General features: G+C 46.1%; 14 protein-coding genes. 4 read left to right on the forward strand and 10 right to left on the reverse strand.

What is annotated here, in order from left to right:
- Positions 1-82: 82 nt before the first annotated feature.
- From FCU94_RS07410 to FCU94_RS07420, 3 genes are all read right to left on the reverse strand, one after another.
- Positions 83-859, reverse strand: coding sequence for an MBL fold metallo-hydrolase (locus FCU94_RS07410; RefSeq protein WP_176287897.1), 777 nt, complete (start codon positions 857-859; stop codon positions 83-85).
- A 164-nt stretch (positions 860-1,023) separates the two neighbouring features.
- Complete coding sequence (locus FCU94_RS07415; protein WP_176287898.1) at positions 1,024-1,986, reverse strand: lactate/malate family dehydrogenase; 963 nt, start codon at positions 1,984-1,986, stop codon at positions 1,024-1,026.
- Positions 1,987-2,108: 122 nt separating this feature from the next.
- Complete coding sequence (locus tag FCU94_RS07420) at positions 2,109-2,981, reverse strand: DMT family transporter (RefSeq protein WP_176287899.1); 873 nt, start codon at positions 2,979-2,981, stop codon at positions 2,109-2,111.
- A 127-nt stretch (positions 2,982-3,108) separates the two neighbouring features.
- Here FCU94_RS07420 and FCU94_RS07425 point away from each other — a divergent pair, with 127 nt between their 5' ends.
- From FCU94_RS07425 to FCU94_RS07435, 3 genes are all read left to right on the forward strand, one after another.
- Complete coding sequence (locus FCU94_RS07425; protein WP_176287900.1) at positions 3,109-3,810, forward strand: glycerophosphodiester phosphodiesterase family protein; 702 nt, start codon at positions 3,109-3,111, stop codon at positions 3,808-3,810.
- Positions 3,811-4,081: 271 nt separating this feature from the next.
- On the forward strand, positions 4,082-4,477 hold the full coding sequence (locus tag FCU94_RS07430) for a SulA-like leucine-rich domain-containing protein (protein WP_176287901.1): 396 nt from the start codon (positions 4,082-4,084) through the stop codon (positions 4,475-4,477).
- A gap of 217 nt (positions 4,478-4,694) precedes the next feature.
- Complete coding sequence (locus FCU94_RS07435) at positions 4,695-5,798, forward strand: phosphoribosylaminoimidazolesuccinocarboxamide synthase (protein WP_176287902.1); 1,104 nt, start codon at positions 4,695-4,697, stop codon at positions 5,796-5,798.
- A 40-nt stretch (positions 5,799-5,838) separates the two neighbouring features.
- On the opposite strand, the gene FCU94_RS07440 is transcribed toward FCU94_RS07435, so the two are convergent.
- Complete coding sequence (locus tag FCU94_RS07440) at positions 5,839-6,357, reverse strand: hypothetical protein (protein ID WP_176287903.1); 519 nt, start codon at positions 6,355-6,357, stop codon at positions 5,839-5,841.
- A 132-nt stretch (positions 6,358-6,489) separates the two neighbouring features.
- Here FCU94_RS07440 and FCU94_RS07445 point away from each other — a divergent pair, with 132 nt between their 5' ends.
- Positions 6,490-7,401, forward strand: a complete 912-nt coding sequence (locus FCU94_RS07445; protein ID WP_176287904.1) for a LysR family transcriptional regulator — start codon at positions 6,490-6,492, stop codon at positions 7,399-7,401.
- On the opposite strand, the gene FCU94_RS07450 is transcribed toward FCU94_RS07445, so the two are convergent.
- From FCU94_RS07450 to FCU94_RS07475, 6 genes are all read right to left on the reverse strand, one after another.
- Entirely contained in the window at positions 7,392-8,258 is an 867-nt protein-coding gene (locus FCU94_RS07450; protein ID WP_176287905.1) for a YjjW family glycine radical enzyme activase, read from the reverse strand. The genes FCU94_RS07445 and FCU94_RS07450 overlap by 10 nt on opposite strands.
- Before the next feature lie 11 nt (positions 8,259-8,269).
- Positions 8,270-9,811 (reverse strand): YjjI family glycine radical enzyme, encoded by a 1,542-nt coding sequence (locus tag FCU94_RS07455; RefSeq protein ID WP_176287906.1) that lies wholly within the window; start codon positions 9,809-9,811, stop codon positions 8,270-8,272.
- A 144-nt stretch (positions 9,812-9,955) separates the two neighbouring features.
- Positions 9,956-11,839 (reverse strand): methyl-accepting chemotaxis protein, encoded by a 1,884-nt coding sequence (locus FCU94_RS07460; RefSeq protein WP_176287907.1) that lies wholly within the window; start codon positions 11,837-11,839, stop codon positions 9,956-9,958.
- A 208-nt stretch (positions 11,840-12,047) separates the two neighbouring features.
- Entirely contained in the window at positions 12,048-12,596 is a 549-nt protein-coding gene (locus tag FCU94_RS07465) for a sugar O-acetyltransferase (protein WP_176287908.1), read from the reverse strand.
- Between the two features lie 150 nt (positions 12,597-12,746).
- Complete coding sequence (locus tag FCU94_RS07470) at positions 12,747-13,103, reverse strand: PilZ domain-containing protein (RefSeq protein ID WP_176287909.1); 357 nt, start codon at positions 13,101-13,103, stop codon at positions 12,747-12,749.
- A 422-nt stretch (positions 13,104-13,525) separates the two neighbouring features.
- Positions 13,526-14,944 (reverse strand): basic amino acid/polyamine antiporter, encoded by a 1,419-nt coding sequence (locus FCU94_RS07475; RefSeq protein WP_176287910.1) that lies wholly within the window; start codon positions 14,942-14,944, stop codon positions 13,526-13,528.
- Positions 14,945-15,291: the final 347 nt, after the last annotated feature.

Below are 15,291 nucleotides of genomic sequence, written 5' to 3' on the forward strand. Positions count from 1 at the left end.
GACGACATAGTATCGCGTCTCGCTAAAACTTCAATTGCAGGTCAACATTTCGCAGATTGATGATAGGTATTTCTAACTCACATCAATCATGCTTATTAATACCAAAAGCCCACAATGCACCAAACAAGCTTTTCAATTTGATTTTAAACGCTCGCCAATGGGTGGTGGGAGTTCTTGGGGCAGTATCGACCAAGTGTTGATAGGTTTGAGCAGATAGCACCACCTCTCCTCCATGAGCAATAAGCAGCGATTGAGGGGCCAAGTCATACACTCTTTGCAACGAAGTTCGATATTGATTGGGGTAAAAGACTGGGAAAGGGGCAATCAGTTTTTGTTTCACCTCAACCATGAGGTCAGCCACATACAGAACACCTTGCTCTGAGTGATAGAGCGATAAATCTCTATCGGTATGACCCGGGGTTTCAAGAACGGTCCAGTCCGGAAAATTCGGAATTGCCTCACCGTCAGACAGCATGACATCCGGCATTAACTTACGCGGATACCACAGGTTGCGTTTTGGCTTACGTTTTCGCTGAGCAACCCAGCGCGCCAAGGCAATGTCGGTTAAATGCATCAAAAATCCGTCAATACCGCGGTACCAGTGATTAGGGCGAAGCGCAGATACCACCTGACACCCTGTTAGATCACGCAGTTTATGCGCTGCCCCAGCATGATCTGGATGCATGTGCGTAACAACAACCGTAGTGAGGTGAGAGAAAGGTCGACCTAATTCATGGGTAATATAGTGCTTTAGATTGGGAATATCGGCACGAGACGCTCCATCCAGTAGTAGCAGTTTATCGGGGTAGACAGCCAAGTATAAGGTTTGAATGTAACCATCAAGGGTATGGATTTTCATGACACCGACCATTTTAACAATATCGCAACATTCCACTCTATCAAGAATTCTGTTTTATTAAAGAGTAATGGCTCTAATTCATGATCGAACACGTCTAAGTTCAACACAAAAACGCACAGCCTATGCTGTGCGTTCGTTCAATGATTAAAACCATTTACCGATGGCTACGCTTTAGAAATCGCGAGTCCTGTTTTAAGCGCAACTTGCTCTACGACCTTGTTCACCTCTATAGCGATATTCTCTAATACGGCTCTCTCGTCGTCTGTGAACGGGTGCTGCAAGATGGATTCAGCGCCATTTTTTCCAACCACTGTCGGTAAACTCAACACTACGTTGTCTAGGCCATATTCACCATGGAGCAAAGTCGCAACCGGCAATACAGAGCGCTCATTGATCATAATGGCTTGGATAATGCGAAATACACTGGCTGAAATGCCATGGGTGGTATTTTGCTTACGTTTAAATATCTCGTAACCAGCTTGCTTTACCGACTCCAACAGTTGATCGGCGCAGATACGCTGAATATTGTGCGTATCGCAGTAATAATCGGCCGATTGCCCCGCAATTGAAATAAGACTTTTCGGGGTAAAACAGTGGCTGCCATGTTCACCAAGCACATAACCAAAAACGTTCTTAGGGTCGAGGTTAACGCGATTGGCAACAATACTCATTAAGCGAGCTGTGTCTATCACGCATCCGCTACTGATCACTCTTGAGCGTGGAAAATTAGTGTTGGTAGCAATAAAGTGTGCCACAAGATCGCAAGGGTTGCTTACAACGATCAAGGTCGCATTGGGTGCAACACGCTCAACTTGTTTGGCGATATCGACACCGATACGGCTGTTGATTTCTGCCAAATCAATCCGTGTTTGACCTTGCTTAATTTGCGCTCCTGCGGTGATAACGACGATGTCAGCACCAATAAGTGTGAAGTAATCATCGGTGGGAATGATATGGGTATTTTTTGAAAACGTCAGTGCCGCAGTATGTCTAAAGTCAAAGACTTCCCCTTCTGCACGCTCTAAGTTGTTATCCAGTAGCACGAGTTCACTAACACTGCCTAGTGTTAATAGGTAATTGCATACTCCCACTCCGACCGAACCTGCACCAATTACACCAATCTTCATTATTCATCCCTGTAAAACTGATTATTCAACCACGGATTGTACTAATAATTGTGTCATTAGTTCCAATTTAATTTCGCTCTTGAAATAAATCATAGTCGATCTTGCTATCCAGCGCTCGCCTATCAGTGCTTAACGTTAAATAGACGTCCATCGGTTCGATAGAAAATCAGGGCGAGCAAAATCAGCGCGCAACCTACCAGCTTGTTACCCGACAACTGCTCGCCATACCAAAGCACACTGAGCACTACTGTCCATATTGGCTCAAGTAACATGATTAAAGCGGCATTCGCTGGGTGACATCCCCGTTGCCCTAGCGTTTGCATCACATACCTTAAACTGGTTGCCAAAATGGCGCTTAATGCAAACCATCTCCAAATTGAGGGCGACACGTCACGAGGAAAGCTCTCAAACATCAATGAGGCAATGGCGGCGATAACGCCTGTCGTGAAAAGTTGAATACAGGTCAATAACAACACAGGCAGTTTGTGCGCAAGCTTGCTGTTAACGTTAAAGTGAAGTGCCAGCAAGCAGGCATTGGCTAGAAACCATAACTGGCCCGCAGAACTCTGCCATCCATCGGTTAATGACAGCATAGCCAAGCCAGACACAGCGATCGGCATAGCAAGCCAAAATGCACGTTTCGGCCGCTCTTTAAACAGCAGCCAGGCGATGATAGGCACAATGATCATCGACAAACTCACGATAAACGCACCTTCTCCCAAGGTTTCGCTGATTGAGATCGCGTGAACCCAGCAAAGTAATGCCAGCGCTAAAATGGTACCGCCACCTATAGCTTGTATCAACGACTTGCGATTGAGGTGCTTAATTAGCGGCAGTGACAGGGGAAGTAAACAGAGGGACGCGACGAGAAAACGTAGCCCAACAAAGCCAAACGGTGGCATTCCCTGAATTGTTTGCTTTGAAAATATCCAACCTAATCCTGCCAAAGCGGTAGTTGCGACTAAAATCCAAGCGGCTTTTCGTTCTGCGTTCAATTTATCAAGCGCCTATGATTGTTAAAAAAGAAATCACTTGATAGTGTCAGATCTGATGGTCGCTGGCTACGATATTTTCTCCGAAAAATCAGCGCCCTATTCACTATTCACTCACAGGTACGCAAGTATGATTATTGTTGGACATCGGGGGTTTGCGGGTCACTATCCCGAAAACACTCGAGCGAGTATTTTGGCAGCCGCTAAGCTTGGTCTTGAATGGGTCGAAGTTGACATTCAGCCGACTCAAGACCACCAGTTAGTTGTGTGTCATGATCACACCATCAACCGGTGCAGTAACGGTCGAGGGCGCATCGATGAGATGACGCTAGATGAGTTAAAACAGCATGACTTTGGCGCTTGGTTCAGTTCACGCTTCGCTGGCGAAAAAATTCTTTGTTTGAACGAGTTGCTCACTCTCGCAAAGCTGCACAATATAAAACTGAACTTAGAGATCAAAATTGACCGTCATAACCCACATCATGTGTGTACGCTTTTAGCCCATATTCTCACGCAAGCCGAATATCCTGCCCAGCAACTTATGCTGTCGAGCTTTAGTCCAGAGATAATGCGTGAATTGTTCCAACACCTTCCCCACTATTCTCGTGCGGTATTGTGCGAGAGAGTAACAAAGCGCGTTCTTTCGCTTTTGAGTGAGGTTGAAGCGTCTCATTGCAATGTTAATCACCGTTGGGTAAGTAAAAAGAAGGTCGATCAACTTAAAAGCCTTGGTTATCAAGTGTGGGCTTACACCGTCAACAATCCACGCTCGCTAAATCATCTACCTAATTTAGACGGTATTTTTAGCGATTACCCACAACGGTTTTTATAACCTTTTCTAAAAACGCGCTATACAGTGCTCTACCCTACCACTGTACAACACTGTATAGCTCCAAGTGACATGCCTCACAATATCTCACCTTTCCCTTAATACTAAACAACAGCTAATATTCACCATAAATACTTTTAAAACAATAATATAGACCCAAAACCCCTGTTAATTACTTATCTATCCTCGAGCAAAAATCATCCAATAGTGCTTGATTATTTTTCGCCCCCAAACTACTGTATATACATACAGCATGTACAAAGGAACAGTAATTATGATTCAGGCACAGACTCCCATTGGTACTTTCTCAAAATACAATGTTCTGGCTCAGCCTACTCAGCCAATGAACATCAACCAAGATGTTCTTAGCCGTTTAGCAGGCCTGTCGAGTCAAAAGCAATGGATCCTATTTACGGCACAATGTCCGCGTCCTGATTATGATCAACTTTCTGCTTGTCGCATAAGTTGTACCAAAATCATTCAAATGAAAGCATCTCAAACCCAGTCAGAGTTCGAAATCGTAACCAAGGCTATTCAATCAGGTAATGCCAGTGCTGTCATAGCATCAACGCAAATACCACCGGTGGAACAACGATTACTGCAAGATTTGGCGGTTCAATATCAGTGTGAAGTATTCTTTGTTGAGGGCGGAATTAACCAGTATCACTAACAAGCTCAACATTTATACGCTGTCTTTGCCCCCTCATATGAGGGGGCTTTTTGTCTTTCCCTTTTAAATAAACGTGCCCTTGGCGTTCAAATTGCAAAAACAAAGCAAACGTTTGCTTTTTCACTGGCGAGGAGAATTAGTTCTGGTATTATGCGGTGCAAATGGATTATCAGAGCGTGATAATCCCCCCATGTTGCTTAAAGATAGGAATGTCTAAATGAGTCTCGCAGATCAAGTACTCGCCGTAAACGACGATCTTCCCATTCGTACAGATAAACCCGTTCATAGCGGAAAAGTTCGCTCTGTCTATTGGCTAACCGAACAAGACAGTAAACGCCTTATCAAAGAAAAAGGCTATGATGTGGCTGAAGATGCCCCCCTCGCGATCATGGTCATCAGCGATCGTATCTCTGCTTTTGACTGTATTTGGCACGCAGAAGGCGGATTGAAAGGCGTTCCTGGCAAGGGTGCGGCGCTCAATGCCATTTCTAATCATTGGTTTAGTTTGTTTAAACAACACGGGTTGGCCGATAGCCATATTTTGGACATCCCCCATCCATTCGTTTGGATTGTACAAAAAGCAAAGCCAATCATGATTGAAGCCATTTGCCGTCAATACATCACGGGATCAATGTGGCGCGCTTACTCCAATGGCGAACGCGACTTCTGTGGCATCCAACTTCCAGAGGGGCTTGAAAAAGACAAACCACTCCCTGAACTGCTTATGACGCCATCGACCAAAGGCATCCTTCGCGGTATTCCAGGTGTGCCAGAGGCGGACGACGTCAACATTACGCGTAAGAATATTGAAGACAACTATGCGGCGTTCAATTTTTCGAAAGCAGAAGACATTGCGCAATACGAGAAATTACTGCGAGAGGGTTTTGTTGTTATTAGCAATGCGTTGGCAGAAATTGAGCAGATTTTCGTCGATACGAAATTTGAATTTGGTTATGTAACGGATTCCAAAGGCCGTGAAAAGCTGATTTACATGGATGAAGTGGGCACACCAGACTCTTCTCGTATTTGGGATGAGAACGAGTACAATGCGGGTAATATCGTCGAAAACTCTAAAGAAGGCTTCCGCCAATTCTTGCTCAACTACTTCCCAGATCCAGACATTCTGCTTAACAAAGAACGTATGGATGAACGTGAAGCGCTCGCGCGTGACAACGCCCTGCCCGTTGATGCCCTGATGGATATTTCACGCACGTATCTCGGTATCGCCGAAAAAATCACAGGGCTTAAGATCACATTAAGTGAGAATCCTAAGCAAGAAATCATCGATGTTCTTGCTCAAGACTACGGCCTGATCGATTAAAGCCGCCAAAAAAAGCCTCAACTCAGTTGAGGCTTTTCTGTTACTTGTCTTTTCCTTTACCGCCCTTGTCACCGCCACCTTTATTACCGCCGCCTCGATTGCTACTCCCGCCACCTTTGTTACTGTTTCCACTGCCTTTACTATTCGATTTGGACTGACTGCCTGCTTCGTTGCTCGAACGCAACTGTTGTTTTTGCGTTTTTAACTCACCCGTCCCATTGCCTGGGTTAGAATATTTCGCGTGAGCATTGAGCTCTTCTTGGGTAACGAAACCGTCTTTGTCTTTATCAAATGAGGCGAATGCGCTCAAACCGCTTCGGTTTTCATCTTCATCGCTCTCTATCCCCTCTTGTTCCTCTTCCTCTTGAGGCTCCGATGACCCAAGACGGAACTGGTTAAACTCATCTTGTGATACTAATCCATCACCATCATTGTCCATGTCCTCAACATTAGGGGCAACTTTGGTGCGATTATTAACATCCGCTTCTTCCTCTGCTGCTACGAGATGAAAAGAGACTGCAGCGAACAGCGCAATAAACAAACTGGTTAACTTATTCATACTTGACTCCGCTAAACACATCACCTCTAAGTTTAGGCTAACTGAGGTAAAGTGCTTGCTGATGGGTTTATTGCTACCATTTCATTTGTCTAAACGTTATAACTAACTCTTGTTTCTATAAATTCTTTCGTTATGGATTATATCGCCCTCTCTCGCATCAGTTTAAAGCACCTCACGGTTTTGCATGTATTGCTGAGCACCCACAGTGTCACTGTGGCATCGGAAGTTTTATGCGTGACGCCTTCCAGTGTGAGCAAAACTCTTGCGCAGCTTCGCAGCCAGCTCAAAGACGAACTGTTTTATCGCGATGCATCAGGCCTGTTGCCAACGCAATTTGCACTCAGCATTGGCCCTGAAGTACACAAAATTTTGTCGAGTATGAATGGCATTCTTCATCAAGGTGCCTTTCGTCCTGACACGTTCAAAGGGGCAATTTCTCTGTCGATGCGTGAAAGCACTTTCGAGTTATTTGCGCACAAAGTAGCCAAACTTACTCAACAGTTAACTCAGGCGCGCGCCGTTACTGTCCATGCCAAAGACGCGCTTAGCTTTGACGCACTACACCGTGGACAAGTGGACTTTATGTTGCTGCCCCACGACATTAGCCAGCCTCCCACTCGGAGCCAGCAATTGATGTGGCAGCAAATCATGGCGGACGAAATGGTCTGTTTAATGAAACCAGACCACCCTCTGGCGACCAAGACATTGACCATTGAAGCGTATTTAGCCAGTAGCCACATCGGGATTCTGGATAAAGACTTAGCCGAGCCATACTTTGAGCAAAACCTCACCCAGCAATACGGATCGCGCAATCTAGCATTGTCCGTTTCGGATTTTGGTAGCGCCGCGACACTGTGCCACCACACTCCACTATTATTAACTTGTTCAAAAATGTGGGCGCAACAAGCCAAACAAGCGCAAGGGTTGATCAGTAAACCTTTGCCGTTCGAGTACGGTCAAGTGGCCTACAGTTTGGTATGGAATCCAGCCAGCTTAAATGACCCCGCTTTGCGTTGGGTTCATAGTCAGCTTACTCAGGTATAAACACTCGGTAATATGATTGGGTTTTGGATGCGCTTGGCGAGCAATTGGTGAAAATGAACCATCTGCTGTTCACTGCATTTAGGCCAACTCAGCGCTTCTCCCACTACGCCATGATGCTGGAAGGCATTTAAACGTACGATTACTGACGTAGGTAGACGGTTGATCACGGCCGCGACTGCCTCTATTTCCTCCTCCAAATCACTGATTCCCGGAATGTGCAGCAATCTGATCTCATGCAGTTTACCTCTCTGCGCCAGAAGATACAGTGACTGAATCACGCGCTGATTACTTCGCCCTACGAGCCAACGATGAGTGTCTTCCTGCCATGACTTCAAATCCACCATCACGCCATCGACAACAGGCGCGAGTTTGCGCCAGCCCTGCTCGCTTAAATCACCGTTGCTGTCGACAAAGCAAGTTAAATGATTCAACCTTGGATCTGCCTTTATCTGGCCAAACAGATCGATCAAGAATGGCAACTGCAATGTCGCCTCGCCACCTGACAATGTGACACCATTAATAAAAGGATTCTGTTTAGTAATTAATCTCAACAATTCAGTGACAGTGTAACTAGATACTTTAGGACTAGATTGATGCTGACAGACCTCGATACACAGATCGCAATCAGTACAAGCAGACGCATCCCAATGCACCCGCTGCTGATTATCTACACTCAGTGCTTGGCTTGGGCAACTGGTGACGCAATCTCCACAATGATTGCAATGGTTGATGGTATGTGGATTGTGGCAATTGAGGCAGCGAAAGTGACAGCCTTGCAAAAAGATAACCATGCGATTTCCCGGGCCATCAACGCAGGAAAAGTTTAGGATCCGGCTGACTTTCGCTACATTGGTCATATCACGTCCCACTAATCGAACTTCGGCGTTACTTCAAAACAAGCTACGCGAGGTCGGCGCTGTAATATCTCTGTATTCTTTGCCGCTTCCGCCCCAAGAAACGTGGTGTTGGTTCTTGAGCCTTGTTGTTCGAACTTAGCGATATCAGACAGCTTCACCATATACCCTGTAACCCTAACGAGGTCATTAGAGCTGACGTTGGCGGTGAACTCTCGATAGCCGATACTCAGTGCCCCTTTACACAGATTAAACATCGCTTCTGGATTGGCTTTGACCGTTTCATCTATGGTCAAAATATCACTGATACCGGAGGTATAGTATTGGTGATGCGCGGCCGTCGCTTGAACATAACTCACGGGATCGGGCTCATGGCCGTAGGGAATACGAACACCCGGCGTTACATCCTTATCCAAGCTGATCCCGCCTTGCGCATGCAGAAGCGCCTTGCCATTTAAGCCATATTTCACGGGCAGTTTTTCAACTAACTCTGCCAGTTTCCGAGAAATAGCATACGCAAGATCGTTGGCTTGATCATCATGCCCGTACTTCTTATGACAGCCCTCTTTCTCAAGTAAAATGTTCACCGCTTCCGCCATTCCATAAATACCAAACATTGGGGCAAAACGTTTTTCGTCAATCAGCCCTTCTGTGGTCAGAAAGCCTTTGAAGAAGTTTGACTGCTCATGTAGATAGCTGGATCGCGCATCCATCAACTCGGTCATCAATCGGCTGTATTGAGGCAGCAAGTGATCAATGAAATGGTCACGATTATGAGCCAGCAACGCCACGTGCTTAAGGTTCATCCTAACTAAAGTATTAGAGCCACCAGCGAGGGGAAGTGAGTTATAGCAACTGACGATACCAAACTTTTTGTCACCATACGCCGCAGCATGCATCGGATAATTGGCAATATGCGGTTTACTACACTGACAAATGTTAGATGTTGCTTGGCGCAACAAATCATCGGGCGTCACGCTTGGGTCATACATAAAGGTCAAGTTAGGCGCGATTTGTTTAAGCTCGGCATCGATGATGAGAATAGTGCGACAAATCACGTTGTCACTCGGACCAATATTGACGTGCATAAACGCATCGGGCAGCGTTCTGTCTAACATCACCCAAAAACGTTTCAGCTTTTGGTAAATCGCCTGCTCACTGAGAGCGCCGACAAAAGGCAGTAGCAACTCATCCAACTGGCCGAGATAGACAGGAATATTAGTCACCGAGGGCACGTGGTGGTAAAGGATCGTTAGATGATTCAACGCGTCATCAAAGTCTTGCGCTGGCTGCAGTTCAAGATAGCTTGACCCTTGACGGAGAAACTTAGCGTAATCTGGTAATACATAACGCGGTTTAAATGGCGCATGCCCTTCAAACATATCGCACAATACGCCCTGTTCCATCGCCTGTTTGAGCGGAGCCGAGATAGGGACGTAATCCAAACTTGCTTCTGCTTCGAGAGCAAGAAACTGATTCTTCTGCTTAGGCGAAAGCGTCGCATCATTAATGATATTGCGCACGCGGGTTTGAAATGTGTCGTGGGATACAGTCATAGATAAATCCTTATTAGTTTTGTGGATTTTATCTAGTCCCAGATCTGTCCACCATTGAAATAAAGTCTCAACCAAATTTCCGAAATGGAAAAATCTCAACAAAAAAAGCCTCGGCAGACCGAGGCTTTCAAATCACAATAATAGTTAGAGCTTAAAGCGTTGAATCTCTTGTTCCAGCTCATGAGAGAGTTCGGACAACTGAGCCGCTTGAGACGCCGCATCATGGGCTTCATCAGCCAGTTCATTCGATACATCACGAATACCGACTGTGTTACGCGTGATCTCAGATGTCACTGAGGCTTGCTCTTCTGCTGCCGAGGCTATCTGCGTTGCCATATCACTAATACGCTCTACCGCGGTTTGGATTTGCGTGAGGCTGACAGCGGCTGAGTCGGCGTCTGATACGCTCGTTTCCGCCAATTGACGACTGTCATCCATAATATTGACCGCTTTACCAGTGGTTGACTGCAGCGTCTCGATCATTTGTTGAATTTCTTGCGTCGACGCGTGGGTACGCTGGCTAAGCACGCGAACTTCGTCTGCTACCACGGCAAAACCTCGTCCTTGCTCACCGGCGCGCGCTGCTTCGATCGCGGCGTTGAGTGCAAGTAAGTTGGTTTGCTCGGCAATATCTTGAATCGTCGACAAGATAGTACTGATGCTGTGACCGTGGGCTTCAAGCTCTTGAATCACATCCGTCGCCACTTGAACTTCTGTGGCTAAGTTCTTGATCGAGCCTTGCGTTTGAACCACTTGGTCCCCACCGTGGACACAGGCGCTCACCGCTTCTGATGAGTTTTGCGCAGTATGATCTGCATTGCCGGCGATTTCTTGTGTCGCCGCGGCCATTTCATTAATTGCAGTCGCGACCATGTTGATCTCATCTTGTTGGAGACGGATACGTGCGCTGCGCTCTTCGGCTTGCTGAGCGGTCTGCTTAGACTGCTCTGATAAAGAAGCGGATACTAAGCTTAACTTAGAGACCATTGCATGCATGTTACCGACGAAGGTGTTGAAGTTTGTCGCCAACTGACCCACTTCATCGTCACTACGAGGCTCTAAACGCTGCGTTAAGTCGCCCTCACCAGAAGCGATTTCTTCCAATGCTTTCGACACTCGCCCAAGGTCGCGGAAAAGGAAGCTCACCAACCAAGACACGAGTGCAATGACCACTAGGGTGATCACCACGGCAGTAAAGATCAGACTTTGCAGCAGTTCACTGTGCGCGGCTTCTTCTGTGGCTCTATCCATTTCAATCGCGAAGATCCATGGCGTGTTTTCGACCTGACGGAAGAAATACAGTTTCTGTTGTCCATTACGTTCAATCAGTTCGATCTTTCCTGTCTTCGCCGCGTCTTCGATGGCGCGCAACGTAAACTGTTTAGACAAGGTATTAACTGGCTTTAGTGACAGCGCTTTGTCTGGATGCGCAAGGAAAGTACCGTCTTGCGTATCAATCAGCATCGCATACGCATTGGTGCCCGCATCAAGGTTGATGACGTCGTTGATGAGCTGATCAATCAACACATCGGCCCCTACCACACCGACAAATTGCCCGTTGCGGCGGATCGGTTCAGCAATGGTCACCAACAAAGCATTGGTGATCGCATCTTGATAAGCTGTGGTGATGATCTGTTTTCCCGCACTATTGGCATCGATATACCAAGGTCGCACTCGAGGATCGTAATCGGCACGGTTGCGTTCTGGATGCGAGCGATACATCCCCCCTTCAGGTGTACCTAAGAAAATATCGTCAAAACCACCCGCTTTACGCGCTTGCTGCAAAAAAGGAACGACATCCGCTTGTTGGCTGTAGTCATTAAATGCCGAGGCAATGTCTTCACGAATCGAGATCCAGTCAGAAATGCCTGCAGACGCGGCGTTAGCAAGGCTTTCTGCGCGAGCATAAACGCCGTTTTGGGTTTGTTCTTCAAGTTGATCGGCGGCAAGCCAAGTTAACGCGCTAGCCATTAGCACAACGGCTAATAAGCTTGAGCCTATTAGCTTCTGTTTGAGAGTGAGTTTCATAGAATTTTATTTTGATATTGGAACAGACAGGCGGTGGATTTTATAGTCAAATTGCTGAATATGCACGCAATAATCCTAAAATTTTGGCACAACTTAACTTGTTGTAATATTGTGAATTTTGCTCTGGGCTGCTTATGACGTGATGTTCGTCATGCCTCCAATCCGCCTGTTGTTCTCGTTGGCTATCTCGCCACTCGTTATCTCACAATCAAGTATCGAGTCGTTTGATCAACTTGGCCGGAGTGCCACCATACACGCAATCGGGCGGAACGTCACAATTAACCACAGAGTTTGCCGCAATGACAGAGCGCGCACCGATCGTCACCCCTTGGTTAATCACACTGTTACCGCCTATCCAAACATCGTCTTCAACCACGATTGGTTTACAGATAGTCTCCCACTGACGCCGACGTCGATAGTCGAGCGGATGGCTTGCCGTGTAAAACTGCGTACTCGGACCGACAAGAACGTGGTTGCCGATAGTAATGCTCGCACCATCTAACATCACCACATTCATATTGATGAAGGTATTGTCGCCGATTGAAATGGTTTTTCCGAACTCACAATGGAATGGGGCTTGAATCATAGAATCGCCTACGCTCGCAAATAGCGCATCCATTAATGCTGGCTTTTGTGTGCTATCAAGGCATTGGTTGAATTGTTGAAGCGTTTTCGCCGCTTGGTTTCTGATCTGATCGACTTCCGCTGAGGCGCCATCAAAAGCATCACCGGCCATCATTTTCTCTAGCTCTGACATATCGAATTCCTATACTGCCTATCGATAGTGCCAGCTTAACCTATTGCTGATAAAGAAAAAGAGTAAACAACGGTGCTGGATTTTCCGGTTTTGTAGGTTCCATTAGGAATGAAAGGCTTCGGCTGATACTAACTCCGGCTTAATGTAAGCTTAAGCCGCACTACCACGCAGGCGAGCAAAAAAAGAAGGGTATTTCTGTCTGATGTGACGCTGCTCATCAACCATAATCTTGAACGTCGGCCCTTTGCGCAGTTGGATGATCACTTCATCGTTGTCGAAGCGCAGCACCGCTCCTTCAATCGCGACCGGATTATCACCATGAAGGTTGAGCACGCCTTTAATAGTGAGGCCTTTATACATAGAGGTAAAATTGTTCAAGACCATTCTTATCCCGCCTTCGGATACTTCAGTCACTTGAAACATCTCATCACCAAACCTCACATACGGACGCGCCCGTTTGGGATATTTCAGTCGATAGTATTTCCGTTTTTGTTCAAAGTCGCTCATGGTCGTACTCCTCATAACACATGGCTGCCGCATATTCATAAAGTATAGTCTGTGGCTTCGACAGCGAAATGTCGACCAAATCAATCTAACATACAATGAGTTATATCGACAGCGAGATAGAAGTCTTTAATTGAGCAGGTTGCTGCGGTGAAGAATGGGTAAAACCACTCGAAGAGTGTCTGGTTCTAATCCTTCGATTTGGATATTAAAGTTGAGCGTTGGCATTAAGGCTTCCTTATGTCTTTGACCAGAGATAGAAACTATCGATGGGCAATGAAAGCAATCTTAATACCAACTTAAAGGCATTATATTTCAACAACTTAAATAATCAGCCCCACTCCAACCAAGCAGCTTATTACCCTCTTTAAGCAAAGTTTTGCCCAAGCAGTTTAAAAGCTAGCCTGTTGTAGCAGAGACAGTCACTAAAACGCCAAGCTCAAACTACCATTCCAAATCATGGTGGCAGCTAACATTGCAGTAATACCTAGCACGCCCGCTCCCAAACGTTCGCGACCTTTAAATGGGAGGATACCTTGCTCGCGTTTTGCTTGAACGTAAAAATAGAGCCCCGGTAGATACAATAATGCTGATAGCAGTAAGTAGTTTAAACCTGAGGCATACAATAACCAAATCCCATAAACACTCGCGCCTAAACCGACCAACAGTAGGCTCCCTCGGTGTTTCTCGGTGATCGCAATCTTTAGTACAAACGCACCAACAAAGAAATAAGGGACCAAAATCATTTCTGACGCGATGATAAGCAGGGTGTCATAAGTACTGCCCGCGAACATCACAAAAATCAGCGAAATTTGAATCCATATATTAGTCAACGTCAGCGGCTTTACTGGGCTACCCGCTTGGTTTAACTCGGCGTACTTTTGTGGAAACATCTTCTCTTTGGCGCACAAATATGGGGCTTCTGATGCCAATACAGTCCAACTAAGAAAAGCATCACACACAGAGATCAGTAAACCGACACTGATAATGTATTGACCCCAAGGCCCGAGAATTTCCGTTAACACTTTTGCCATTGAAGGGTTTTGATAAGTCGCGAGCTCCACTGGTTTTACCACCCCCATCGAAAGTAGAGTGACAAACACGTAGATCGCTAAAGCAGTAAGCAAGCCTAGAATCGTGGCTCGACCAATATCTTTTCGGTTTCGCGCACGGCTTGAAACCACCACCGCACCTTCAATCCCGATAAACACCCACACAGTAACCAACATGGTGCTTTTCACTTGCGATAAGAGATCATTCTGCTCGCCAAGATGTAAACCGGTGAAGTCAACGGTGAAAGTTTGCCAACTAAACGCAAACATCGCGCAGAGAATAAAGATGATCAGGGGGACTAACTTGGCATAGGTCGTCACCATGTTAATTAGTGCCGCCGTTTGTACACCACGCAGCACTAACGCGTGGACTAACCAAAGTAAACAGGATGCGCCGATTATCGAAATCAGTGTATTACCTTGACCAAAGATAACTTGGTCAGGAGTATCAAACAGCATTCCCAAGGTGCTGAACACAATCACGAGGTATGAAACGTTGGCTAACATCGCACTTAGCCAGTAACCCCAAGCGGAGCAGAAGCCAACAAAGTCACCAAATCCCTCTTTCGCGTAGCCAAATACGCCACTATCGATATGAGGACGGTGAAAAGCGAGCTTTTGAAAAGATAACGCTAAGAAGATCATGCCCACGCCAGTAATCGTCCAACCGATCATGACGGCAGCAGGGCTGGCAACCGACGCCATATTCTGAGGCAAGCTAAACACGCCTGCGCCTATCATTGAGCCAATCACGATGGCAGTGAGAGAGCTTAATCCGAGTTTATTGTCCATTATGAGTTCCGGAGACAGGATTTTGAAGCGGTGATTTTACGCTGATTTAGTGATAATAGGCAGAGCGGATGTGACCCGTATCGCATACTTTAGTGGCTAATCAGCACTTTCATTGTTACCGATCAATCGAAAAGCTCACCCGCAGTCGAATAAATCAAATACATCCATCAATACAGAGTTTGATGCGCAAAAACATCAATACCATTGGAATTAATAACCAAAAATTATCATTTGGAAAAAGTATACGACCATTAAACAATAACTCATAGCTCGACTAATTATCCCTAAATAAAGGGAAATGTGCATAAATATCGCAAAACCAAGCAAATGAGCTAAACTAAAATAAC

The organism is Vibrio sp. JPW-9-11-11 (genome assembly GCF_013369335.1).
GTDB lineage: Bacteria > Pseudomonadota > Gammaproteobacteria > Enterobacterales > Vibrionaceae > Vibrio.